Source organism: Stenotrophomonas genospecies 5, from assembly GCF_054473825.1.
Map to the genome: position 1 here is coordinate 250,224 of NZ_JBTMUW010000001.1, position 23,835 is coordinate 274,058.

At 67.7% G+C, this 23,835-nt stretch carries 16 protein-coding genes, 3 tRNA genes and 1 pseudogene; 10 read left to right on the top strand and 10 right to left on the bottom strand.

The genetic code is table 11. The features are described 5' to 3' along the window. Nucleotides 1–11: 11 nt before the first annotated feature. Nucleotides 12–1,400, top strand: a complete 1,389-nt coding sequence (locus ACX9OW_RS01125) for a cation:proton antiporter domain-containing protein (RefSeq protein ID WP_459061782.1) — start codon at nt 12–14, stop codon at nt 1,398–1,400. Between the two features lie 82 nt (nt 1,401–1,482). Here ACX9OW_RS01125 and ACX9OW_RS01130 read toward each other — a convergent pair whose 3' ends face one another. Then, nucleotides 1,483–3,810: a penicillin acylase family protein gene (locus tag ACX9OW_RS01130; RefSeq protein WP_459061783.1), complete on the bottom strand. Its 2,328-nt coding sequence runs from the start codon at nt 3,808–3,810 to the stop codon at nt 1,483–1,485. A 122-nt stretch (nt 3,811–3,932) separates the two neighbouring features. Between ACX9OW_RS01130 and bfr the strand changes: the two genes are divergently transcribed. Further along, entirely contained in the window at nt 3,933–4,421 is a 489-nt protein-coding gene (gene bfr / locus ACX9OW_RS01135; RefSeq protein WP_053518345.1) for a bacterioferritin, read from the top strand. A gap of 210 nt (nt 4,422–4,631) precedes the next feature. Here the strand turns inward: bfr and parC are convergent, their stop codons facing one another. Together parC and ACX9OW_RS01145 are read right to left on the bottom strand one after the other, a co-directional pair. After that, nucleotides 4,632–6,875 (bottom strand): DNA topoisomerase IV subunit A, encoded by a 2,244-nt coding sequence (gene parC / locus ACX9OW_RS01140; RefSeq protein ID WP_053518348.1) that lies wholly within the window; start codon nt 6,873–6,875, stop codon nt 4,632–4,634. Nucleotides 6,876–6,934: 59 nt separating this feature from the next. Continuing rightward, nucleotides 6,935–7,843 carry a helix-turn-helix domain-containing protein gene (locus ACX9OW_RS01145; RefSeq protein WP_459061784.1) on the bottom strand — a complete coding sequence of 303 codons (909 nt, stop codon included), beginning with the start codon at nt 7,841–7,843 and terminating at the stop codon, nt 6,935–6,937. Between the two features lie 145 nt (nt 7,844–7,988). Here ACX9OW_RS01145 and emrR point away from each other — a divergent pair, with 145 nt between their 5' ends. The 4 genes from emrR to emrB are packed head-to-tail and all read left to right on the top strand — an operon-like array spanning nt 7,989 to nt 12,706. Next, entirely contained in the window at nt 7,989–8,432 is a 444-nt protein-coding gene (gene emrR, locus ACX9OW_RS01150; RefSeq protein WP_180875662.1) for a multidrug efflux system transcriptional regulator EmrR, read from the top strand. Continuing rightward, nucleotides 8,429–9,922 (top strand): multidrug efflux transporter outer membrane subunit EmrC, encoded by a 1,494-nt coding sequence (gene emrC, locus ACX9OW_RS01155; RefSeq protein ID WP_459061785.1) that lies wholly within the window; start codon nt 8,429–8,431, stop codon nt 9,920–9,922. Before emrR ends, emrC begins: the two co-directional genes overlap by 4 nt. Before the next feature lie 11 nt (nt 9,923–9,933). Continuing rightward, nucleotides 9,934–11,112, top strand: a complete 1,179-nt coding sequence (gene emrA, locus ACX9OW_RS01160) for a multidrug efflux MFS transporter periplasmic adaptor subunit EmrA (protein ID WP_053518354.1) — start codon at nt 9,934–9,936, stop codon at nt 11,110–11,112. A gap of 7 nt (nt 11,113–11,119) precedes the next feature. Continuing rightward, entirely contained in the window at nt 11,120–12,706 is a 1,587-nt protein-coding gene (gene emrB, locus ACX9OW_RS01165) for a multidrug efflux MFS transporter permease subunit EmrB (RefSeq protein ID WP_053518356.1), read from the top strand. Nucleotides 12,707–12,882: 176 nt separating this feature from the next. On the opposite strand, the gene ACX9OW_RS01170 is transcribed toward emrB, so the two are convergent. Continuing rightward, nucleotides 12,883–12,967: transfer RNA gene (locus ACX9OW_RS01170), tRNA-Leu, on the bottom strand. A gap of 50 nt (nt 12,968–13,017) precedes the next feature. Next, complete coding sequence (locus ACX9OW_RS01175; protein ID WP_459062452.1) at nt 13,018–13,917, bottom strand: LysR family transcriptional regulator; 900 nt, start codon at nt 13,915–13,917, stop codon at nt 13,018–13,020. A gap of 100 nt (nt 13,918–14,017) precedes the next feature. Here ACX9OW_RS01175 and ACX9OW_RS01180 point away from each other — a divergent pair, with 100 nt between their 5' ends. Beyond that, a complete protein-coding gene (locus ACX9OW_RS01180; RefSeq protein WP_164150820.1) occupies nt 14,018–14,764 on the top strand; it encodes a sulfite exporter TauE/SafE family protein in 747 nt (248 codons plus the stop codon). Between the two features lie 63 nt (nt 14,765–14,827). Here ACX9OW_RS01180 and ACX9OW_RS01185 read toward each other — a convergent pair. Together ACX9OW_RS01185 and ACX9OW_RS01190 are read right to left on the bottom strand one after the other, a co-directional pair. Continuing rightward, nucleotides 14,828–14,912: transfer RNA gene (locus tag ACX9OW_RS01185), tRNA-Leu, on the bottom strand. A 130-nt stretch (nt 14,913–15,042) separates the two neighbouring features. Then, nucleotides 15,043–15,127 (bottom strand) — tRNA-Leu (locus tag ACX9OW_RS01190). Between the two features lie 359 nt (nt 15,128–15,486). Here ACX9OW_RS01190 and rnr point away from each other — a divergent pair. The 3 genes and pseudogenes from rnr to rlmB all read left to right on the top strand — a co-directional run. Then, a pseudogene (gene rnr / locus ACX9OW_RS01195) lies at nt 15,487–17,715 on the top strand (ribonuclease R); the annotation flags it as partial. Between the two features lie 30 nt (nt 17,716–17,745). After that, complete coding sequence (locus ACX9OW_RS01200) at nt 17,746–18,240, top strand: GFA family protein (RefSeq protein ID WP_459061786.1); 495 nt, start codon at nt 17,746–17,748, stop codon at nt 18,238–18,240. A gap of 92 nt (nt 18,241–18,332) precedes the next feature. Then, a complete protein-coding gene (gene rlmB / locus ACX9OW_RS01205) occupies nt 18,333–19,076 on the top strand; it encodes a 23S rRNA (guanosine(2251)-2'-O)-methyltransferase RlmB (protein WP_053518184.1) in 744 nt (247 codons plus the stop codon). A gap of 93 nt (nt 19,077–19,169) precedes the next feature. Here rlmB and ACX9OW_RS01210 read toward each other — a convergent pair whose 3' ends face one another. Genes ACX9OW_RS01210 through ACX9OW_RS01220 form a run of 3 tightly spaced genes read right to left on the bottom strand, consistent with a single transcriptional unit; the run spans nt 19,170 to nt 23,805 of the window. After that, on the bottom strand, nt 19,170–20,609 hold the full coding sequence (locus ACX9OW_RS01210; protein ID WP_459061787.1) for an efflux transporter outer membrane subunit: 1,440 nt from the start codon (nt 20,607–20,609) through the stop codon (nt 19,170–19,172). Next, nucleotides 20,606–22,564, bottom strand: a complete 1,959-nt coding sequence (locus tag ACX9OW_RS01215; RefSeq protein ID WP_065174714.1) for a MacB family efflux pump subunit — start codon at nt 22,562–22,564, stop codon at nt 20,606–20,608. The genes ACX9OW_RS01210 and ACX9OW_RS01215 overlap by 4 nt, the downstream gene beginning before the upstream one ends. After that, nucleotides 22,561–23,805, bottom strand: a complete 1,245-nt coding sequence (locus tag ACX9OW_RS01220; RefSeq protein WP_111185757.1) for an efflux RND transporter periplasmic adaptor subunit — start codon at nt 23,803–23,805, stop codon at nt 22,561–22,563. Before ACX9OW_RS01220 ends, ACX9OW_RS01215 begins: the two co-directional genes overlap by 4 nt. Between the last annotated feature and the right edge of the window lie 30 nt (nt 23,806–23,835).

Sequence of the window (23,835 nt, forward strand, 5' to 3'; positions counted from 1 at the left end):
CACATTGGGGAATGTTCATGGACGTACAGAGCGAGGGCCGGGCGCCGCCGATGAAATGGGGGTGGCGCTACGCGGCCTGGGCCGGACTGCCGTTGCTGGCCGGCCTGCTGCTGGCGCGGTATGCCGGGCCGGCGGCGCCTGAAGCGGTCGCACGCGCCACGGTTGCCGACGAAGGCAGCTGGGCCCGGCATCTGTCATCGCCGCTGGGCCTGTTCCTGCTGCAGCTGCTGGTGCTGCTGCTGGTGGCCAAGGGCGCGGGAGCGCTGCTCAAGCGCGTCGGCCAGCCGGCGGTGATCGGCGAAATGGCGGCAGGGCTGATGATGGGCCCGCTGGTGCTGGGCAGCCTGTTGCCGCAGTTGCATGGCGCGCTGTTCCCGGCGGCGTCGCTGGCGCCGTTGGGCCTGCTCAGCCAGCTGGGTGTGCTGATGTTTCTGCTGGTGGCCGGTGCCGAACTCGACCTGGCCGCACTGCGCGGACGACGGCGGTTCGCGTTCACCGTCAGCCATGCCGGTATCGCCGTGCCATTCATGCTGGGCGTGGCCCTGGCGATCTGGCTGTACCCGCAGCACGGTCCGCAGGGCGTGGGCTTCACGTCCTTCGCGCTGTTCGTCGGGATATCGATGAGCATCACGGCATTCCCGGTGCTGCTGCGGATCCTCGCCGATCGCGGCATCACCCATACGCCGCTGGGACAGACCGCCATTGCCTGCGCGGCACTCGGCGACGCCACGGCCTGGTGCCTGCTGGCGCTGATCGTGGCGGCTGCACAGGCCGGTGGCTGGCTGCCGGCAAGCCTCAACCTGCTGGGCGTGGTGGCCTTCGTGGTGCTGATGCTTGGCCTGGTGAGACCGTGGTTTGCCCGCCAGCAGGTCGTGGCAGGACGCGAAGGACGGTGGTTGCTGGGCATCCTGCTGTTGTCGCTGGCCAGTGCGCTGGTGACCGAGATGCTGGGCATCCATGCGTTGTTCGGTGCATTCGCTGCGGGCGTGGCGGTGTCATCCAATGCGCCGCTGCGCGCACTGCTGATGGCCCGCGTCGAGCCGTTCGCGGTGACCCTGCTGCTGCCCCTGTTCTTCGCCATGACCGGCCTGCGCATGCGCGCCGACGCACTGCACGCCGGCGACATCGTGCTGTGCCTGGTGGTGATCGCGGTGGCCACGGCCGGCAAGCTGCTGGGCACATTCAGTGCCGCCCGCAGCACCGGCCTGCCTGCCCGCGAGGCATGGCGGCTGGGAGCACTGATGAACACGCGCGGCCTGATGGAACTGATCGTGCTCAACCTGGGCTATGAGCTGGGCCTGCTCGGGGATCGCCTGTTCGCGGTGCTGGTGATCATGGCACTGGTGACCACTGCGATGACCGGGCCGTTGTTGAACCTGATCGAGCGCCGCCGCACCTGAGCCGGTAGCGCCGGGCCATGCCCGGCGGCTTTGCTGTCCGTCCGCGCTGCGCGCTCGCCGGGCATGGCCCGGCGCTACCCCTCTATCTCGCCGGCACCAGCGTCATCACGTGCTGGGCCTTGCCCGGCAGGAACGGCGAGGGGCGGCTATGCACCCAGTCTTCGTGGCCCGCGCCCCAGTAGGGGGACAGCGGGTGGCCACTCTGGCCACCGGGCATGTGCACGATGCCGTCGGCTTCGTGACCGGGGGAGACCACCATCCGCTGCGAAGCACCGAAATCCGGGGCCTGCACCCGTGGCATGTCGCGGTCGCCGGGCAACGGCTCGGCCGGCATGCACAACGCGCGGCGTGCGAAGGCGGGCAGGGCGCGACTGACCGGGTGGCAGATCGACGCGGTGTTGCGCTCTCCCCAGCGGCGCTGGGCCAGCGGTCCCTGGCTGGCAAGATCTGCTTCCAGCTCACGTGCGGCCTTCGCCAGCAACGCATCCCAGCTGTCGATACCGGGTGGCAGCAGATGTGCCGGGCGCTGTTCCAGCATCGGCCAGACCACGCCTTCCAGCTCGGGCAGCCGCGGCGGCAGGTAGTCGGCGCCCAGCTGTGCGCGGGCAGGCGCGAGCAGCGCACCTTCCACCGCATCGAGCACCTTGCCACGGAAGCCGCGGGTGATGCGATAGCTCACCGAGTCCACCGATGCCCGTCCTTCCCAGTGCGCATTGGCTGCATGCAGGCGCTGCAGTGCAGGGTCGCTGCTGTGTGCGGTGATCTGCTGCAGCAGCGCCCACCAGCGTTGCAGCATTACCGCGCGGTCATCGAGCTGGATCGCCAGCAGGTCGTGCTCATCGAAACGGTCCTGGACCGCCAGCAGGTCGCGGATCTGCCGCGCGCGGGCGCCAAGGTCGTAGCCGCCATTGCCGGCCACTGCCAGTGCGGCGCCGTCCAGCACGCGGCCGTTGGCGGTCCACAGACGGTGGTTGGCGGGATCGATCAGTGCGGGAGCAGCGTCGCTGCGCAGCGACCAGGGGGCGCAGGCGTCATTGCGCGCTGGCGCGTAGCCGGCCGCCGCACATCCGGGGCCACGGTCCGGACGGGCGCCGATCAGACGCCAGGCGATGCGCCCGCTGCGGTCGCCGATCACCAGGTTCTGTGCAGGAATGCCGGCGCGGTCGGCCACGCGCAGGGCCTGGTCCAGGTCGCCCGCGCGGGCCATGTCGGCGAAATCCAGGCGCACCGCGCCGGGCAGATGTGCGACCCAGCGCAGTGCGTCGCCGCTGCCATCGGCGTGGGTGTGCAGGATCGGCCCCCAGGCGGTCTCGCGCACCGGGAACACCACGTCATCCTGGCCGGCCACGGCGATGCGCTCTTCATGCACCGTCACCGGGGCAGTGGCCGGTTCGTTGCGGAAATCGGCGGTGTCGATGTAGCTGTTGGTGAATCCCCAGGCGATGTGCCCGTTGCTACCGACGATGACGGCCGGTAGACCGGGCAGCGAGAAGCCACTGATGTCGACCTGGCCACCGGCCGCCTGCGGATCGGGATAGCGCAGGCGCACGCGGAACCAGAGGCCGGGTGCACGCAGGCCCAGGTGCATGTCGTCGGCAACGATCGCACGGCCATCGGCAGTGAGGGCGCCGGCCACGGCGAAGTTGTTGCTGCCCACTGCGCCGGCTTCCACCGGCACGGGGGCGGGCGAGGCGGCCAGCGTGCGCAGATCCAGTTGCCCTGCATCGGGCAGCAGGGCATTGCCGCGCGGCTCGCCGAACAGGGGCGCATCCCATTCGCTGCCCTGGTGCGCGATCAGCGCATGCAGCGCCGGTGGCACCACCGCCTGGATGCGGCTGAGCGCCAGTTCAGTCCGGTTGCCCGGATCCTGCAGATCGGCGTACATGGCCAGCCCGGCCAGCACGCTGTCGCTGGCGGTCCACGGCTGCGGCGCCTGCCGCAGCAGCAGGTAGGCCCACGGGCGCACGGAGAGATCGGCCAGGCCCTGGTTGACCCCATCGACATACGCGTTCACCGCCGCGGCGTTGCTGCGCAAGGCGGCCTCCAGATGGGCGTCGGTCCGCGCGCGCAGGCGATGAACCCGCATGCGCTTGTCCACCTCGATGGCCTTCGGGCCGAACAGCGCGGCCAGTTCACCGGCCGCGCTGCGCCGCATCAGGTCCATCTCGAAGTAGCGCTCCTGTGCGTGGACACGGCCGAGCGCACGCATGGCGTCGGCCTGGCTGCCCGCGGTGATGGTGACCACGCCCAGCGCGTCGCGCTCGACAGTGACTGCTGCGCTTAGGCCGGGCAGGGCATGTTCACCTTCCAGATCGGCCAGGCTGCCGCGCAGCAGCAGCCACGCTGCCAGGGCCACCACCAGCAGGATGGCGATCAGCACGCCGAGCAGCCAACGCCATTTACGTCGCATTGCAGGTCCTTTCCGAACGCCGGGGCCGATTGTAGCCGCAGGCGCAACTGCGACTGATTCCGATTAGATCACCGTATCCCGAAATGGGGCACCCTATGCCGCATCGATTCACAGGAGCCCCCATGAAAGGCAACCCGGACGTCATCGCCTGCCTGAAGGAACTGCTGCGCGGCGAGCTTGCCGCGCGTGACCAGTACTTCATCCACTCCCGCCGTTACGAGGACCAGGGCCTGTTCGCGCTGTATGAGCGCCTGAACCACGAGATGGAGGAAGAGACCCAGCATGCCGACGCGCTGCTGCGCCGCATCCTGTTCCTTGGCGGGGATCCTGACATGCGCCCGCACCTGACCGAGCCGGGTACGACGGTGGAGGAGATGCTGCAGAAGGATCTGGACACCGAGTACGCCGTGCGCAACAACCTCGCCGCCGGCATGAAGCTGTGCGAAGAGAAGGGCGACTACGTGAGCCGCGACATCCTGCTGGCGCAGCTGAAGGACACCGAAGAGGACCACGCCTGGTGGCTGGAGCAGCAGCTGGGCCTGATCAAGCGCATCGGCCTGGAGCTGTACCAGCTGAGCAAGATCGACGGCAGCGGCGCCCCGGCGCACTGAACCGGTACCGTCGCCCGCCAGCACCGGAGCATCGCTCGCCAGCCTTCGCCCGCCAGCCGCTCCACCGCCCGCCAGCCGACAACGAAAAAGCCGGGGAATGCCCCGGCTTTTTCGTGTCTGGTGCTGCGTTTCGGTAGCGCCGGGCCATGCCCGGCGGGCAGAGCTGGGGGCAGAGCCCTTTCCGTTGGAAAGGGATCCGACCCCGCTGCGTCATTCCACTGACAGGCCTTCGACCTTCTGCCAGCCACGCGGCAGCAGGTGGCCGCGGGTCGCCCGCGCGCCGAGGTAGGCATCGAGCTCGTTGAACTTCAGGCCCATCGTGCGCTGGCCGGCGCGCACCTGCAGGGTCTGCCCCGGCCCGATCGCCACGATGGCGACCACGCGTTCCGTGGCCAGCTTGGCCTTGGGGATCTCGATGATCTTGTTGCCCTTGCCTTTGTCCAGTTCGGGCAGATCGCTGGCCGGAATCGCCAGCAGGTTGCCCGAGCTGGTCACCGCCACGATGCGGTCGCTCTCGACATTGGCGACCACCGCCGGCGGCAGCACCGACGAGCCGGCGGACAGGTTCAGCATCGCCTTGCCGGCCTTGTTGCGGCCGATCAGGTTCTCGAAGCGGGTGACGAAGCCGTAGCCATGGCTGGACGCGAGCACGAAGCGTGCGTCCGGCTCGGCGCTGGCCAGGGTGACGAAGCTGGTGCCGGGCGCCGGCGAGAAACGGCCGGTCAGCGGCTCGCCGTTGCCCCGCGCAGAAGGCAGGGTGTGCACCGCCGTTGAATAGGCCCGGCCTTCGCTGTCCAGGAATGCGACCTGCTGGGTGCTGCGCGCGCGCACGGCGCCCTGCAGCGCATCGCCATCGCGATAGGACAGGGCCGACGCGTCCACGTCATGACCCTTGGCGGCGCGGATCCAGCCCTTCTGCGACAGCACCACCGTCATCGGCTCGCTCGGCACCAGTTCGGTCTCGTCGATGGCCTGCGCCGCCTGGCGCTGGACCAGCGGCGAGCGGCGCTCGTCGCCGAACTTCTTCGCATCGGCTTGCAGCTCGTCGCGGATCAGCTTCTTCAGCTTGGCCTTGCTGTCGAGGATGCCGATGATCTTCTCGCGTTCCTTGGCCAGCTCGTCCTGCTCGCCGCGGATCTTCATTTCCTCCAGGCGGGCCAGCTGCTTCAGCTTGGTCTCCAGGATGTACTCGGCCTGTTCTTCGGACAGGCCGAAGCGCGCGATCAGTGCGGCCTTCGGTTCGTCCTCGGTACGGATGATATGGATCACCTCGTCCAGGTTGAGGAAGGCCACCAGCAGACCTTCCAGCAGGTGCAGGCGGCGTTCGACCTTCTGCAGGCGATGCTGCAGGCGGCGGGTGACGGTGTTGCTGCGGAACGTCAGCCATTCGCTGAGCAGCATCTTCAGGTTCTTCACCTGCGGACGGCCGTCCAGCCCGATCACGTTGAGGTTGACGCGGTAGCTGCGCTCCAGGTCGGTGGTGGCGAACAGGTGGCCCATCAGCTGCTCGGCATCGACGCGGTTCGAGCGCGGCACCAGCACCACCCGCACCGGATTGGCGTGGTCGGATTCATCGCGGATGTCTTCCAGCCACGGCAGCTTCTTGGCGCGCATCTGCGCGGCGATCTGCTCGATCACCTTCGAGGGCGATACCTGGAACGGCAGTGCGGTGACCACGATGTTGCCGGCTTCACGGCTGAACGTCGCGCGCGCACGCACGCTGCCGTTGCCGGTCTCGTACAGGGTGCGCAGATCGTTGGCGGCCGTGATGATCTCGGCGCTGGAGGGATAGTCCGGGCCTTTCACGTGCTCGCACAGGTCGCGCACGGTGGCATCCGGATCGTCCAGCAGGTGCAGCAGCGCGCTGACGATCTCGTTGAGGTTGTGCGGCGGCACATCGGTGGCCATGCCCACGGCGATGCCCGTGGTGCCGTTGAGCAGCAGGTGCGGCAGGCGGGCCGGCATCCACGTCGGCTCCTGCAGCGTGCCATCGAAGTTGGGCGCCCAGTCGGTGGTGCCCTGGCCCAGCTCGCCCAGCAGCACTTCGGCGATGGGGGTCAGCTTGGATTCGGTGTAGCGCATCGCCGCGAACGACTTCGGGTCGTCGCTGGAGCCGAAGTTGCCCTGGCCCTCGATCAGCGGATAGCGGTAGGAGAACGGCTGGGCCATCAGCACCAGCGCCTCGTAGCACGCGCTGTCGCCGTGCGGGTGGTATTTACCGATGACGTCACCGACGGTGCGTGCGGACTTCTTCGGCTTGGACGCGGCATTCAGCCCCAGCTCGCTCATCGAATAGATGATGCGGCGCTGCACCGGCTTCAGGCCGTCGCCGACGAACGGCAGGGCGCGGTCCAGGACCACGTACATCGAGTAGTCGAGGTAGGCGCGTTCGGCGTACTCGCGCAACGGCAGTTGTTCGAATCCGTGGAACACGGGGCGGGCAAGTTCGGTCATGCGGCGTTGTTACCTATGTCGGGAGGCGGCGACGGCGGTCGCCGCTCGCAATCCTGTGATTATCCGGATGCGGCCGGGGATGCCAAGCCGCGCGCAGGGTCCAGGCCGGTTTCCAGTCCATTCCCGGCCCGCGCCAGGTAGCGCCCGGGCGGCAGGCCGAAATGGCGGCGGAACACGGTGACGAAGGCGCTGGCGCTGCTGAAGCCCAGCGCATGGGCGATATCGGCCACGCTGCGGCCATCGGTCAGCTGCCGCAGCGCTTCGGACAGACGGGCCTGCTGGCGCCACTGCGCGAAGCTCAGCGTGGTCTCGTCGCGGAAGTGGCGGGTCAGGCTTCGCGGCGAAAGCCCGGCCCAATGCGCCCATTCGGCCAGGCTGCGCTCGTCGGAGGGATCGGCCAGCAGCTGCGAGGCGATCTTCAGCAGGCGCCGATCGTGCGGCATCGGCAGGTGCATGCGCTGGCGCGGTGCGGTGCGGATCTCATCCAGCAGAACCTCGATGATGTGCTGGTGCTCGGGCGTGGCGACCTGGTCGAGCGACCAGCCGCAGATCCGGTCCGCCAGTGCCTGCGCCAGCCTGGACAGGCCCAGCACGCAGGGGGCGGCGGGAAGGGCAGTGCAGGCCGGCGCGGCCAGCGCCATGCCCCAGCCACGCAGCGGGCCGTCCAGGGCGACCGTGTGCGGTTCCAGGGGCGGCATCCAGCCGGCCGAACCGGGCGCCAGCGACCACGTTCCATGCGAGGTGCGGGTGGTCAGCAGGCCGCGCTCGACACAGATCAGCTGCGCACGCTGGTGATGGTGCCAGTCGACTTCACGGGCGAGCCCCTGCGGACTGTCGAAGCGGAAACCGACGACCGGCGGGCCATCGTTGCGCTCGAACCAGTCCAGCGCCTCGTTGTGCAGCAGCTGCCCGGCCGGCGCGATGTGCTCCTTGTTCATCCTGTCCGCTGGCTGGAATGTGTCATTCATTGGCTTGATGGTACTACCGGGCCATCCTGGGGCGCCATTAAGGTAGGCGCCTTCACTGATCCAGCCCGCTGCTGCAACACAGCATTCGATGCCAGATCGAATATTTCCATTGAGAAATATTTTTTTTGGAAGAGAATGCACTCCCATGATCTGTCCTGCAACCACTCCCCCCAGCTTCGGCCTGCTGCTGCGCCAGGTGCGCGACGGCCTGGTCCGCGAGCTTGACGCGTCCATGGCCGAAGAAGACCTGGGCATCGGCTTCACCCACTACATCGGGTTGAAGGTGCTCTCGAACATGGCCCCCTGTACCGCCAACGAACTGGCCCAGGCCATCGACCAGGTACCCAGTGCCGTCACCCGCCTGCTGGACAAGCTGGAAGCCCTGGGCTGCGTTCGCCGCGAGGCACATGCGCAGGACCGCCGTGCGCTGCAGATCGTGCTGACCGATGAAGGCCGCGCACTGTGGGCGCGCTTGAAGCTGCGCGGCGACGCGGTGATGGATTACGCCCTGCGCGATCTGTCCGCCGACGAGCGCACGCTGCTGTTGTCCCTCCTGACCCGAATCCGCGATTCCCTGACGACCCCATGAACCCGATCCCGCATTCCTCATTCCGCCGGTCCGGGCGCGCGCTGCTGCTGTCGGCGCTGGCGCTGGCGCTGGCCGCCTGTGCCAGCAGCCGCGGCCTCGAACCGCAGGCCCGCCTGCTCGATGTGGACAGCCTGCACAGCGAGCGCACCCTGGCCGACACCGATCTCAGTGCCACCGGCTTCCCCGCACAGGACTGGTGGAAGGCATTGGGCGATGCGCAGCTGGACGCGCTGATCGCCGAAGGCCTGGCCGGTCATCCGAGCCTGGACGCCGCCGACGCACGTCTGCGCCAGGCGCAGGCCAAGGTCGGTACCGCACGCGCTGACCGCCTGCCCAGTCTCTCCGTTTCCGGCGGCTATACCGGGCTTCGCCTGCCCGAGTCGATGGCCGGCGACGAGATCGGTGGCCACTACGCAGGCAGCAGCCAGGTCGCTTTCGACTTCAGCTACGGCATCGACCTGTGGGGCGGCAAGCGCGCCGCCTGGGAAGCGGCCGTGGATGGCGCGCATGCCGCCACCGTGGAGGCCCAGGCCGCACGCCTGAACCTGTCCACCGGCATCGCCCAGGCCTATGCGGACCTTGCTTACGCGTGGCAGCTCGACGATGTCGCCGAGGAAGAACTGACGCGGTCGCAGAAGTCGCTGGAACTGACCCGGCAGCGTCGCCGCGCTGGCATCGACAGCGATCTGCAGGTGCGCCAGGCCGAAGCCCGCGTGCCCGCCGCGCAACAGCAGGTGCAGGCCGCGCAGCAACGTATCGACGCCGCCCGCACCGCATTGGCTGCCCTGGTCGGCAAGGGCCCCGACCGTGGCCTGACGATCGAGCGTCCGCATCCGTTGAATCCGACGGCCCTGCAGCTGCCAGGCGTGCTGCCCAGCGAGCTGCTCGGCCGTCGTCCTGACATCGTCGCCGCACGCTGGCGCGTGGAAGCGGCCAACAAGCAGATCAAGGTCGCCAGGACGAAGTTCTACCCGAGCCTCAACCTGACCGCCCTGGCCGGCGTGGTTGCGCCGAATGTCGGCGATCTGCTGCAGAGCAGTTCCACCTTCGCCTACATCGGCCCGGCGCTGAGCCTGCCGATCTTCGAAGGCGGCAAGCTGCGCGCCAACCTGGCCGACACCGATGCGCAGTACGACCTGGCGGTGGCCAATTACAACCAGGCGGTGCTTGACGCACTGCGCGACGTGGCCGACCAGGTCAATGCGGTGCGCTCGCTGGCGCAGCAGGCGCAGTCGCAGCAGCAGGCCGTGGACACGGCGCGTGCAGCGTTCGACCTGGCCGGGCAGCGTTACCGCGCCGGCATCGGCAGCTACCTGGATGTGCTGTCCGCACAGTCCACCCTGCTGCAGTCACAACAGCAGCTGGCCAGCCTGCAGTCGCAGCAGGTGCAGACCTCGGTGCGCCTGAGCAAAGCGCTGGGCGGGGGCTTCCAGCCCAGTGATGCCGATCGCGCGCCGCTTGCCTCCCATTCCGATTCCTCGCATTCCTGAAGATCCCCGCCATGAGCCAGACCCAAGACACTGCGGCCCCGGCCGCCTCCAACCGCCGCAGCAACCTGCTGCGGGGCCTGTTCGTCATCGTCGTGCTGCTGCTTGCCGCACTGGCGCTGTGGTATTTCATGTTCGGCCGTTGGTTCGAAGAAACCGACGATGCCTACGTGCAGGGCAACCTTGTACAGATCACCCCGCTGGTGGCAGGCACCGTGGTCGCCATCAATGCCGATGACGGCATGCGCGTGGAGCGTGGCCAGCTGCTGGTGCAGCTGGACCCGGCCGATACGTCCGTGGCCCTGCAGCAGGCTGAAGCCAACCTGGCCAAGACCGTTCGCCAGACCCGTGGCCTGTATCGCAGCGTGGAAGGCGCGCAGGCAGACCTGAATGCCCGTCAGGTGACCCTGAAGCGCGTGCGCGAGGACTTCGCCCGCCGCAGGGATCTGGCCGCCACCGGTGCCATCTCCAACGAAGAACTCGCCCATGCCCGCGATGAGCTGGCGGCGGCGGAAGCAGCGGTGGCCGGTTCGCGCGAGACCGTCGAGCGCAACCGTGCGCTGGTCGACGATACGGTGATCGCCACCCAGCCCGACGTGCAGGCGGCCGCCGCGCAGCTGCGCCAGGCCTACCTCAACAATGCCCGCGCCGGCATCGTCGCGCCGGTCACCGGTTATGTGGCCCGTCGCTCGGTGCAGGTGGGCCAGCGTGTGCAGCCGGGTGCCGCACTGATGGCCGTGGTGCCGACCGAGCAGATGTGGGTCGAGGCCAACTTCAAGGAAACCCAGCTGCGCCACATGCGCCTGGGCCAGGAAGTGGAGCTGAAGTCTGACCTGTACGCCGGCGATGTGAAGTACAAGGGCCGCGTGCAGAGCCTGGGCCTGGGGACCGGCTCGGCGTTCTCGCTGCTGCCGGCGCAGAACGCCAGCGGCAACTGGATCAAGATCGTGCAGCGCGTTCCGGTGCGCATCGCCATCGATGCCAAGCAGCTTGCCGAACATCCGTTGCGTATCGGCCTGTCGATGAAGGCCGAGGTGAGCCTGCGCGACCAGAAGGGCGAGGTGCTGCCGAGCGCCCCGGCCAAGGGCACGGTGTTCGACACCGACGTCTATGCCAAGCAGCTGCATGATGCCGACGAGGTGATCCACTCGATCATCCAGGGCAACGTGCCGCAGCAGTCGAAGGTGGGCTGAGGTCGCCATGTCCGCCCAAGCTCCAGCCGCGCCCGGAAGCCCGGGCGCACCGGCGGCGCCGGGTGCGGCCGCCGGGTTCCTGCCGCCGAGCGTGGCCCTGTGCACCGTGGGCCTGGCGATGGCCTCGTTCATGCAGGTGCTCGACACCACCATCGCCAACGTCTCGCTGCCGACCATCGCCGGCAATCTCGGCGCCAGTTCGCAGCAGGCGACGTGGGTCATCACTTCGTTCGCGGTCAGCACGGCCATCGCACTGCCGCTGACCGGCTGGCTCAGCCGCCGTTTCGGCGAGCGCAAGCTGTTCGTCTGGGCCACGCTGGCCTTCGTCATCACCTCGCTGTTGTGTGGCCTGGCGCAGAGCATGGGCATGCTGGTGGTATCGCGCGCCCTGCAGGGCTTCGTGGCCGGCCCGATGTATCCGATCACGCAGTCGTTGCTGGTCTCGATCTATCCACGCGAGAAACGCGGGCAGGCGTTGGCGCTGCTGGCGATGATCACCGTGGTCGCGCCGATCTGCGGGCCGATCCTCGGGGGCTGGATCACGGACAACTACAGCTGGGAATGGATCTTCCTGATCAACGTGCCCCTGGGCATCTTCGCCGCGCTGGTGGTGGGCAACCAGCTGAAGGGCCGTCCGGAACACGTGGAGAAGCCGAAGATGGACTACGTCGGCCTGATCACGCTGGTGATCGGCGTCGGCGCACTGCAGCTGGTGCTCGACCTGGGCAACGACGAGGACTGGTTCTCCTCCACCCGGATCGTGGTGCTGGCCTGCGTGGCGGTCGTGGCGCTGACGGTGTTCCTGATCTGGGAACTGACCGACAAGGACCCGATCGTCGACCTGAAACTGTTCCGCCACCGCAACTTCCGCGCCGGCACGCTGGCGATGGTGGTGGCCTATGCCGCATTCTTCAGCGTGGCCCTGCTGATTCCGCAGTGGCTGCAGCGCGACATGGGGTACACGGCGATCTGGGCAGGGCTGGCGACGGCGCCGATCGGCGTGCTGCCGGTGATCATGACGCCGTTCGTGGGCAAGTATGCCTCGCGCTTCGACATGCGCATGCTGGCGACCATCGCCTTCGTGTTCCTGTCGATGACCAGCTTCCTGCGCTCGGGCTTCAATCTGCAGGTGGACTTCCAGCACGTGGCCGGCGTGCAGCTGATCATGGGCATCGGCGTGGCGCTGTTCTTCATGCCGGTGCTGCAGATCCTGCTGTCGGATCTGGATGGTCGCGAAATTGCCGCGGGTTCGGGCCTGGCCACGTTCCTGCGCACGCTGGGCGGCAGCTTTGCAGCGTCGCTGACCACCTGGCTGTGGGCACGTCGCACGCAGGTGCACCACGCCGATCTGACCGAACACATTTCGGCCTATCAGCCGGGCATGCAGGACCAGGTTGCGGCGATGGGGCAGGGTGACCTGCAGCATGGTGCAGCGGTGCTCAACACCATGATCAACCACCAGGCATCGCAGATGGGCTTCAACGACATCTTCTTCCTGCTGGGCTGGATCTTCCTGGCCATCATCACCTTCCTGTGGCTGGCCAAGCCGCCGTTCGGTGCCGGTGCCGGTGCAGCGGCCGGTGGCGGGCACTGAAACTGCCCGCAAACACGGCGCTGTATGTCGACCCCGCCGCAAGGCGGGGTTTTTGTCTGTGGTGAGTTCTGCCAGGCGGCGTTCGCGCAACGCGTGGAAGGCATCGCCCTTGCGTTGACGTTGCGGATTCCGGAAACGAAAAAACCCGCTTTCGCGGGTTTCATCATCATGAGTCGTGGTGCCCAGGAGAGGACTCGAACCTCCACGGTTTTACCCGCTAGTACCTGAAACTAGTGCGTCTACCAATTCCGCCACCTGGGCGACTCAGGAGGGGAATTCTGCGGTACGGCATCGGATGTGTCAACACCATTTCATGCTTTTTTCTCCGCTTCCACGCCGAGGTGCAGCAGCAGGCTGCGCATCGCTGTCGACAGCCGTGTCCAGTCGGCGAAGCAGGCACACAGGCGGCGCTGTGCCCACGCATCCGCGAGGGGCACCGCCAGCGCCTGTGTCGCGCGGCGGTGCTGGCGGGCGATGGTGCGCGGCACGATACCCACGCCGATGCCGTGACCCACCATGATGCACACGCCTTCGAAGGTCTTCATGCGGATGCGCACGTCCAACCGACGGCCGATGTCGCGTGCCTGCGCTTCGATGTAGGTCTGCAGCGCATTGCCATCGGCCAGCGCGACGAAGGTTTCGCTGGACACATCGGCGAAGGCCAGCGTGCGACGGGCCGCGAAACGATGGCCTGCGGGCAGCAGCATCACCAGGGGATCCTCGGCAACGACATGGCGTTGCAGGCCGGTTGCCTCGACCGCATCACTGATGATTCCCGCTTCGGCCTGGCCAGCGGTCAGGGCGCGGACCACTTCAGGGCTGGTGCGTTCGTGCAGTTCGACGTGCAGGCGTGGGCGTTCGGCCAGCCAGGGAGCCAACCGGGAAGGCAGGTAGCTGGTCAGTGCGGCGGTGTTGGCATACAGGTGCAGGGTGCCGCGCGCGCCCTTCGCGAAGGCCTGCAGTTCGCCCCGCAGCTGTGCCTGTTGATGCAGGATCTGGCGCGCGTGGTGGGCGAGGGCGGCCCCGGCTTCGGTCAGGCTCACGCCGCGCGGGTGACGCACCAGCAGCGCGGTGCCGGCGTCGTTCTCGATCGCGCGCAGGCGTTCGCTGGCAGAGCCCAGCGCCAGGTTCGCCTGCGCGGCGCCTGCGGTGATGCTGCCGGCGTCGGCCACCGCCAGGAACAGGCGCAGGTCGGCGATGTCCATCCGCATGTCACGGCCCTCGTTGCGTGCCGCCTGCCTTCGGGTCAGCCGAAGGGTGGGGCGCATAAGCCGCATTGTGCGCGGAAGGCGCGCCGGTTCCAATGACGGCATGAGTGAGACGACATTCTTCTATGGTCTGCTGGTCGCCGTGTTCATGCTGGCGGGGGTGGTCAAGGGCGTGACCGGCATGGGCTTGCCGACCGTGGCGATGGGCCTGCTGGGAGGGGCGCTGTCGCCGGTGGCGGCGGCGTCGATGCTGTTCATTCCGACCTTCGTCACCAACGCCTGGCAACTGCTGGCCGGGCCATCACTGGGGCCGATCGTGCGACGCCTGTGGCCGATGATGCTGGCCGTGGTGGTGGTGACCCTGGGCGCGGCGACGTTGCTGGTGCGGGTCGACCGCACGTGGTCGCGCGTGGCGCTGGGCGTGGCGCTGGTGGTGTATGCGCTGTACGCCTTGGTTGCGCCGGTATTCCGTGTGCCGCAGCGGCGTGAGCGTTGGCTGGGGCCGCTGGTGGGGGCGTTGTCAGGCGTGGTGACCGGGGCGACCGGTGTGTTCGTGATGCCGGCGGTGCCGTACCTGCAGTCGCTGGGGCTGCAGCGCGAAGAGCTGGTGCAGGCGCTGGGCCTGGCGTTCACGGTGTCGACCCTCTCGTTGACGGGCGGGCTGGTGCTGCACGGCGCATTCGGTGTGCAGCAGCTGGGATTGAGCGCGCTGGCGGTGTTGCCGGCGCTGGCGGGCATGTGGCTGGGGCAGGTGATCCGGCAGCGGATCAGTGCGCGGGTGTTCCGCGTGTGCTTCCTGGGCTTCCTGCTGCTGCTGGGCCTGGAGCTGGTGCTGCGACCGCTGTTCTGATCCCGTTGGCTGGCGCCCGGACATGAAAAAACCCGCTTTCGCGGGTTTTTCTCAGTCTCGACGTGGTGCCCAGGAGAGGACTCGAACCTCCACGGTTTTACCCGCTAGTACCTGAAACTAGTGCGTCTACCAATTCCGCCACCTGGGCGTCGAGGAGCGAGATTATGGGGTGCCGTGACGGGGGTGTCAACACCCTTGTGAACGCCCGGCCACGCTGCGGAACGACGGCAGGAAACGCGGGCAAAAAAAATCCCCGCCGAGGCGAGGAGATTTTTCGTTGGTGCCCAGGAGAGGACTCGAACCTCCACGGTTTTACCCGCTAGTACCTGAAACTAGTGCGTCTACCAATTCCGCCACCTGGGCGTTCCAGAGGCGCAATTGTGAAGATGAATCCGCAGGCTGTCAACGACTTCGCGGAGTTTTTTCACGTGGCGCCTGCAAGCGGGTCGCTGACCGGTTCTGCACGCCGTCAGCGGCTACCATGGAGGGCGATGACTACCAAAAAACCAAGCAAGGGCGGGAGCAAGTCCCGCAGCCAGGCCCCGAAGAAGGGCGCCAAGACGGGTGCAGCCCGTACCTCCCAGCCGGGCAAGCCACTGCCGGGCTGGTTCCCGGAACTGGGTGGTGGCGGCGCACCGCCGCGCGGTCGCCCGGGCCGTGGCGGCGACGCCCCGGGACCGGCGCCGGGCCGCAAGCTGCCGCCGGCCGGCAAGGTGATCGAGGATCCCTACGCGTCCCGCGAAGCCGAGAAGTACGAACAGCCCATCGCCAGCCGCGAGGCCATTCTGGCCCTGCTGGAGCGCTGCGAAGGGCCGCAGACTGCCGAGGAGCTGGGTGCCCGCCTGGGCCTGACCGCGCCGGACCGGGCCGAAGCGCTGTCGCGCCGGCTGGGTGCGATGGTCCGTGATGGCCAGCTGGTGCAGAACCGCCGTGGAGGTTTCGCGCCGGTGCAGGCGCTGAGCCTGGTCACCGGTGTGGTGATCGCCAATCCGGAAGGATTCGGGTTCCTGCGCCCGGTCGAGGGCGGTGACGACCTGTTCCTGCCGCCCTATGAAATGCGCAAGGTGATGCACGGCGACAAGGTGCTGGCGCGTGTCACCGGCATCGATCATCGCGGCCGCCGCGAAGGCAGCATCGCCCGCGTGCTCGAGCGCGGCATGACCCGTCTGATCGGTCGCTTCAGCATCGAGATGGGCATCAATTACGTGGTGCCTGATGACAAGCGCGTGCAGCGCAACGTGCAGGTGCCGCCTGATCAGACCGGAGGTGCGCGTGATGGCCAGCTGGTGGTCTGCGAACTGACGCAGGCGCCGGACAGCCGCCGTCCGCCGATCGGCCGCATCATCGCGGTACTGGGTGACAAGCTGACCGCCTCGCTGGTGGTGGAGACCGCCATCCACGGCCACGAGCTGCCGTTCGAGTTTCCGCAGGAGGTGCTGGACGAGGCCGCCGCGGTGCCGCTGGTGGTCGAGCCGGCGATGATCGGCGACCGCGTCGACCTGCGTCGCACGCCGCTGGTGACGATCGATGGCGAGGATGCCAAGGACTTCGACGATGCGGTGTATTGCGAGCCGAACGCGGAGGGTTTCCGCCTGGTGGTGGCCATCGCCGATGTCTCCAACTATGTGCGTCCGGGCACGCCGCTGGATGAGGAGGCACAGAAGCGCGCTACCTCGGTGTACTTCCCGGGCTTCGTCGTGCCGATGCTGCCGGAGACCCTGTCCAACGGTATCTGCTCGCTGATGCCCAAGGTCGACCGCATGTGCTTCGTCTGCGACATGCAGATCGACCGCGATGGCCAGGTCGTCCACTCGCGCTTCTACGAAGCGGTGATGAATTCGCACGCACGCCTGACCTACACCCAGGTGTGGCAGGCCGTGGGCGAGGACGATGCCGGCGCGAAGGCCGCCATCGGCGATCTGCTGCCCCAGGTGCAGCGCCTGCACCAGCTGTACAAGGTGCTGGCCAAGGCACGTGCAAAGCGCGGGGCCATCGAGTTCGAGAGCAGTGAAGTGCGCTTCGTGCTGGACAATCGTGGCGAAGTCACCCAGGCCGGCATGCTGGTGCGCAACGACGCGCACAAGCTGATCGAGGAATGCATGATCGCCGCCAACGTGGAGGCGGCCAAGTACCTGCTGTCGCGCCATGTGCCAGCGCCGTACCGCGTCCACGAGAAGCCGCCGGAGACCAAGTACGCCGACCTGCTGGAATTCCTCAAGGAGTTCAAGCTGAGCCTGCCGCCGTGGTCGAAGGTGCGCCCCGGTGACTACACCAAGCTGTTGAAGAAGATCCGCGACCGTCCCGATGCCACCCTGCTGGAGTCGGTGCTGCTGCGCAGCCAGAGCCTGGCCGTCTACAGTCCGGACAACCACGGTCACTTCGGGCTCGCGCTGGAGGCGTACGCGCACTTCACTTCGCCGATCCGCCGCTATCCCGATCTGCTGGTGCATCGCGCGATCAAGCATGCGTTGTCGGGCAAGCCGCTGGACAAGTTCACCTACACCGCACGCGAGATGGCAGCGCTGGCGCTGCAGTGCTCCGAACGCGAGCGCCGCGCTGACGAGGCCGAACGCGAGGTCGACGAGCGTTACCGGGCCGCGTGGATGGAGAAGCATGTCGGCGGCCAGTTCGATGGCGTGATCAGTGGCGTGACCAGCTTCGGTCTGTTCGTGGAACTGGACGATTCCAAGGTGCAGGGCCTGGTCCATGTCACCCAGCTGCCGCAGGACTATTACAAGTTCGATGCGACCCGCAAGACACTGACCGGTGAACGTCGTGGCAGCAGCTACCGGCTGGGTGACCGCGTGCGCATCCTCGTACTGAAGGCCAGCATGGAAGAGCGCAAGATCGACTTCCGGCTGGTCGAACACAAGGGCGAGGAAGAAGAGGCAGGACTGTCGCCGCTGCCCGAACGCGGCAAACCGGCCAAGCGCAGGAAAGAGATGTACTGATCCGTAGAGCCCGTTCCGGAGGAAAGCAGCATGCAGGGCCAACCCGAGTACAGCGGCGGCTGCCAGTGCGGTGCCATCCGCTTCCAGGTGCGCGGTGAGCTGTCCGACAGTTCGATCTGCCACTGCCGGATGTGCCAGAAGGCCTTTGGCGCGTATTACGCGCCTTTGGTCTCGGTGCGCGGCGTGCAGTTCAGCTGGACCCGCGGCCAGCCGCGCTATTTCCACTCCTCCAACGTGGTCCGGCGCGGTTTCTGCGGCGACTGCGGCACGCCGCTGACCTATGAAGCCCCCGACGGCATGGCCGTGGCGGCGGGGGCGTTTGATCAGCCGGAACGGTTGCCGCCGACGATCCAGTATGGTGTCGAGCGCAAGCTGCCCTTCGTCGATGCCCTGGGCACCCTGCCGGCACGCCGCACGGAGGAGGACGTGGCGGCACTGGACTTCCTGGCTGCGATCGTTTCCCACCAGCATCCCGACCACGACACGCCACACTGGCCGCCGCGCAGCCGTTCAGCCGAAGGGTGAACGGCGGGTAGCGCCGGGCCCTGCCCGGCGAGCGCGAAGCGCGGCCGTCGCCGATGCTCTACCATAGCCACCCCCTTTCCGGTCCCGCCCGCATGAGCAAGAACAGCCAGTGGATCGTCGGCGTCAACGCCGTCGCCTCCTCCATCGAGAACGACGCCGAGAACGTCCGCGAAGTGCTGGTCGAGGCCGGTGCGAAGAATCCACGCCTGACCGAAATCGAAGAGAACGCGCGCCGCAAGGGGATCGATGTCCGCCGGGTCACCGCGCAGGCGCTGGACGGCGTTGGCGGTGCAGTCCGCCACCAGGGCGTGGCCGCGCGCTATGCCGCTGCGCGCACCTACAGCGAGAATGAACTGGAAGGCCTGGTCACTGCCGCTGAAGGCCGGGCCCTGCTGCTGGTGCTGGATGAGGTACAGGACCCGCACAACCTGGGCGCCTGCCTGCGTTCGGCCGCGGCGGCCGGTGCCACTGCGGTGATCATTCCCAAGGACAAGTCGGCGACGGTGAATGCCACCGTGCGAAAGACCTCGGCCGGCGCCGCCGACCGTATCCCGGTGGTGGCCGTGACCAACCTGTCGCGCTGCCTGAAGGATCTGCAGAAGCAGGGCGTGTGGATCTACGGCCTGGCCGGTGAAGCGACCGCGTCGCTGTACGATCTGGACCTGAAGGGCAACATCGCCCTGGTGCTGGGGGGTGAAGCCGACGGCCTGCGCCGCCTTACCCGCGAGAACTGCGATGGACTGGTCAAGATCCCGATGCCGGGCGAGATCGAGAGCCTGAACGTATCGGTCGCCGCGGGTGTCAGCCTGTTCGAGGCCGTGCGCCAGCGCGGCTGATCGTCCCGTGGTAGCGCCGGGCCATGCCCGGCGGATCCAGTCCGACCATGCTCATGGCGTGCCGCGCTCCACGCCGCCGGGCATGGCCCGGCGCTACCCCGCGCTGCCGCCCAGCGCCTTGAACAGCGTCACATCGTTGGTCAACTGGCTCTGCCGGACGCGGGCCAGTGACAACTCCGCATCGCGCCGGGTCTGCTGGGCTTCCAGCCAGGTCCGCAGGTCGGTGGCACCGACGCGGTAGCGCACTTCCTGCATGCGTTCCACTTCCACCGCCTCGTCATACGAGGCCTGCGACGCCGCCACCTGGCGCGCCAGCTGCTCGCGTGCCGACAGCGCGTTGTCCACTTCCGACAGCGCGGTGTACAGCGTCTTGCGGAACCCGGTCGCGGCGATCTGGTAGTTGGTACCGGCCACGTCGGTATCCAGCTGTGCGCGCTGCAGGTTGAGGAAGGGCAGGGACAGGCCGGCACCGAGCGTGGCCACCGGATTGCGCAGGACATCGCCCAGCGAGGTCGCGCTGGAACCGAGGCTGCCGGTCAGGCTCAACGCCGGGTAGTACTGGGTGGCGGTGACCTTGATCGTCTTCAGGCTGTTGCGCAGCCGCAGCTCGGCCGCGCGCAGGTCGGGACGGCGAGCGAGCAGGTCCGCCGGCAGGCCTTCAGCGATGGCAGGGCTGCGTGCCTGCAGCAGGTTCTGCGGCTCGTCCTGTTGCGGCCAGGGGGTGCCGTCGAGCAGCACGGTCAGCGCATTGCGCACTTCCACGCGCTGCTGTTCCAGCGCACTCTGCGCAGCGCGCTGCGACTGCAGGTTCTGCAGGGCCTGGCGTACTTCCAGGCGCGAAACCGCACCGGCGTCGAAACGGGCCTGGACGAGTTCGCGGGTGCGTTCCAGCCGCTCCAGGTTGGCCTGGCCGGTGCTGATCGACTGGTTGAGATACGCCAACGCCCAGTACTGGCTGATGGCATCGCCGATCACCAGCAGGGCGGTGTTCTGTCGATCTTCCTCGGTGGCTTCAGCCTCCCAGCGTGCGATGTCGCGCTGGGTCCTGAGCCGGCCCCACAGATCGACTTCCCAGGCCAGCGAAACGCCGGTGGAATAGCTGCGGCGCCAGTCGTCGGCCTGGTCGGTGGCACGGCTGCCGCTGCCACTGACGCCCGACGAGGACGGCTGTGGCCAAAGCGCGTTGCTGGCGAGCCCGGCCTGCAGGCGGGAACGCTGCACGGCCAGGCCGGCGGCGGCAAGGTCACTGTTGGCGGCCAGCGCCCGGGCTACCAGCCGGTCCAGACGTTCATCGCCGAAACCGCTCCACCAGACATCCTCTCGGATGTCGCGGGCAGGCGTATCCAGGCTGCTGCGCGGAGCGTCCACCGGTGCGTTGCGTGCGGCATCGCCACGCCCATAAGTAGCAGCCACGTCGGGATCGGCAACCGGATAACGGCCGACCGAGGCACAGCCGGACAGGGCAATCAGTACGGCGCCGGCCAGCAGCAGGCGCGAGGGAGCAGGAAAGGGGAGCATGGGCATCATCTTCATTCGCGGGCCAGGGCCTCCACCGGGTCGAGCTGCGCGGCATTGCGCGCGGGAAGGAAGCCGAAGCCGACGCCGATCAGGGTGGAACAGGCAAATGCGGCGATGATCGAAGCGGTGGAGAACAGCACCTGGAAGTCGCTGGCGAAACGTCCGATCATCGAGCCCAGCAGCAGCGCCAGGCCGACGCCGAGCAGGCCTCCGAGCAGGCACACCAGCACCGCCTCGATCAGGAACTGCTGGCGGATGTCACTCTGCCGGGCACCCACGGCCATGCGCACACCGATCTCGCGGGTCCGCTCGGTGACCGAGACCAGCATGATGTTCATCACGCCGATGCCTCCAACCAGCAGTGCGATGGCGGCGATCGCGCCGATCAGCAGGGTCATCGTGCGTGTGGTCTGCTCGATGGTCTCGCGGATTTCGGCGCTGTTGCTGAGGAAGAAATCCTCGGTACCATGGCGCATCGTCAGCAGGCGGGTGATCGCCTCCTGCGCGGCGTCCATCGGCGTGGCGTCATCCACGCGCACGGTGATGCTGGAGACGTGACTCTGGCCCAGCATGCGTGACATCACGGTCGTGTACGGCACCCAGATGCTGAGACTGGTGCTGCCACCAAAGCCGAAGCTCTGCCGTTTGGCGACACCGACCACCCGCACCGGCACGTTGCCGAGCAGGATGACCTGGCCGACAGGATCGACGCCGGGGAAGAACTGGGTCTGGGTGTTCTCGTCGATGATCGCGACCTGGGCCAGCCCTCGCACCGCATCGGCATCGAAGAAGCTGCCACTGAGCAGGGTCACGCCCTTCACCCGGAAGAACTGCTCGCCAACGCCGCTGACCTGGGCGGTGGAGGACTGGTTGCGGTAACGCGCGGTGACCGAGGTCGACACGCTGGGCGTGGCGCTGTCCACGTAGCTCTGCCGTGAGAGCGCATCGGCATCGCTGGCCTTGAGCGTCTGTACCCGCGCAGAGCGCATGTCGCCGAAACCGCGGCCGGGATACACATCGATGGTGTTGGTTCCCAGCGCGCTGATGTTCTGCAGGATCTGCTGCTGCGAGCCGTTGCCGAGCGCGACCACCGAGACCACCGAAGCAATGCCGATGATGATGCCGAGCATGGTCAGGAACGTGCGCAGGCGATGCGCGTTCATCGCCAGCAGGGCCATGCGGAACGCTTCGGTGAAACGGTCGCGCGCTGCGCGCCAGCTGTTGCCGTGGGCAACACCGGTGCTGGCCTCGCGTCGCGCGCGGTAGGACGGCGCATCAGGATTGGCGCGGTCGGCGATGATCTCGCCATCGCGGATCTCGATGATGCGCTGGGCATGCTCGGCCACGCTCATGTCGTGGGTGACGATGATGATGGTATGTCCCTCGGCATGCAGCTCGCCCAGGATTGCCATCACCTCTTCGCCGGATTTCGTATCCAGGGCGCCGGTGGGTTCATCGGCCAGGATCACCTCCCCGCCGTTCATCAATGCACGCGCGATCGACACACGCTGCTGCTGGCCACCGGACAGCTGGCCCGGCTTGTGATGCATGCGATCGCCCAGCCCGAGCCGTTGCAGCAGCTGCTCGGCCCGCGCGTTGCGTACCGGGCCGGGGCTGCCCGCGTATACCGCCGGCACTTCCACGTTGCCGCGTGCATCCAGGTCACCGAGCAGGTGGTAGCGCTGGAAGATGAAGCCGAAATGCCCGCGCCGCAGTTCGGCCAGCTCGTCCGGCTGCATCCGGCCGGTTTCTCGGCCGGCCACCTGGTAGCTGCCCCGGGTGGGGCGATCCAGGCAGCCGAGGATGTTCATCAGGGTGGACTTGCCCGAACCAGACTGGCCGACGATGGCGACCATTTCGCCAGCGTGGATGTCCAGGTTGACGTCGCGCAGCACGGCAATGACGTCGTCGCCGGCCGGGAACTCGCGTCGCAGGTCACGCAGGCGCAGCAACGGCGCCGTCGTGCTCATCGGCGCGGGCCCATGCCCGGGCCGCCGACGCGCATCTGCATGCCTCCCCGGTTGCCGCCGCCCGCAGACGCTGCCGCTGCGCTGGCCTCGCCGACCACCACGCGTTCGCCCTCCTGCAGACCTGAGAGGATTTCAGCCGATGCACCGTTGTTGATGCCGACCTTGACCTTGCGCGGTTGTGGCTGGCCCCGATCATCCACCACCCGTACCACGCGCTCGCCGTCGCGGGTCTTCGGCCCCAGTGCCACCGCCGGTACCATCAGCACGCCCTTGGCCTGCTTGAGCAGGACCGACACCTGCGCGGTCATGTCGATGCGCAGGGTGCCGTCCGGGTTCTCCACGTCGAACAGGGCGTTGTAGTACACCGCGCTGCTGGAGCTGGAACTGGAAGAGCTGCTGGAGCTGGACGAGCTTTCATTGGCAATCGATGCCGGTGCCGGATTGATCTGCCGCAGCGTGGCGTGATACTTCCGGTCCGGGTCGCCCAGCGTCGTGAAGTACACCGGCATGCCGGCCTTGATCTTCACAACGTCCGCCTCGGACACCTCGGCATTGACCGTCACCACGTCCAGGCGCGCCAGCATGACGATGGTCGGCGCGGTCTGGTTGGCGTTCACCGTGCGGCCTTCCTCGGCCACCACGGCGACCACGGTGCCGTCCATCGGCGCGGTGATCCGGGTGTAGGCCAGGTTGGCCCGGGCGGTGCCCAGCTCGGTTTCGCGACCCTTGATCTGTGCCTCGTAGGACTGCAGCTGGGCGCGCGCGGTTTTCAGCTGTGCTTCGGCGGCATCGTACTCCTGGCGGGAGGTGGCCTCGGCGGCCAGCATCTGCTGCTGGCGTGCGAATTCCAGCTCGGCCTGGCGCAGTGTCGCCTGCTGCACCGCCCGCTGCGCGATCACCTGGTCCAGCGAGGCCTGTGCGTTGAGCACCTGGTTCTGCTGGGTGGTGGCGTCGATCTCGGCGATCAGGTCGCCTTCCTTCACCGTATCGCCCAGCTGCACCTTCAGCGATTTGATCTGGCCGGAGGCCTGCGCACCTACGCTGACCAGCTTGTAGGCGTCGATCACGCCGGTCGCCTCGACGGTCTGTTCGATGTCGCCACGGCCTACGGGGGTGGTGGCCAGGGCCGGAGCGGCCGGCTTGCGCAGCAGCCACCAGGCGGCCACGGCAGCGATCAGGACGAGCAGGGCGGCCAGCATCAGGCGGCCCCGGCGGGTTGCGGGCAACAGGCGGCGGATCACGTGGTGGCTTCACTCTCGGTGCCGCGATGG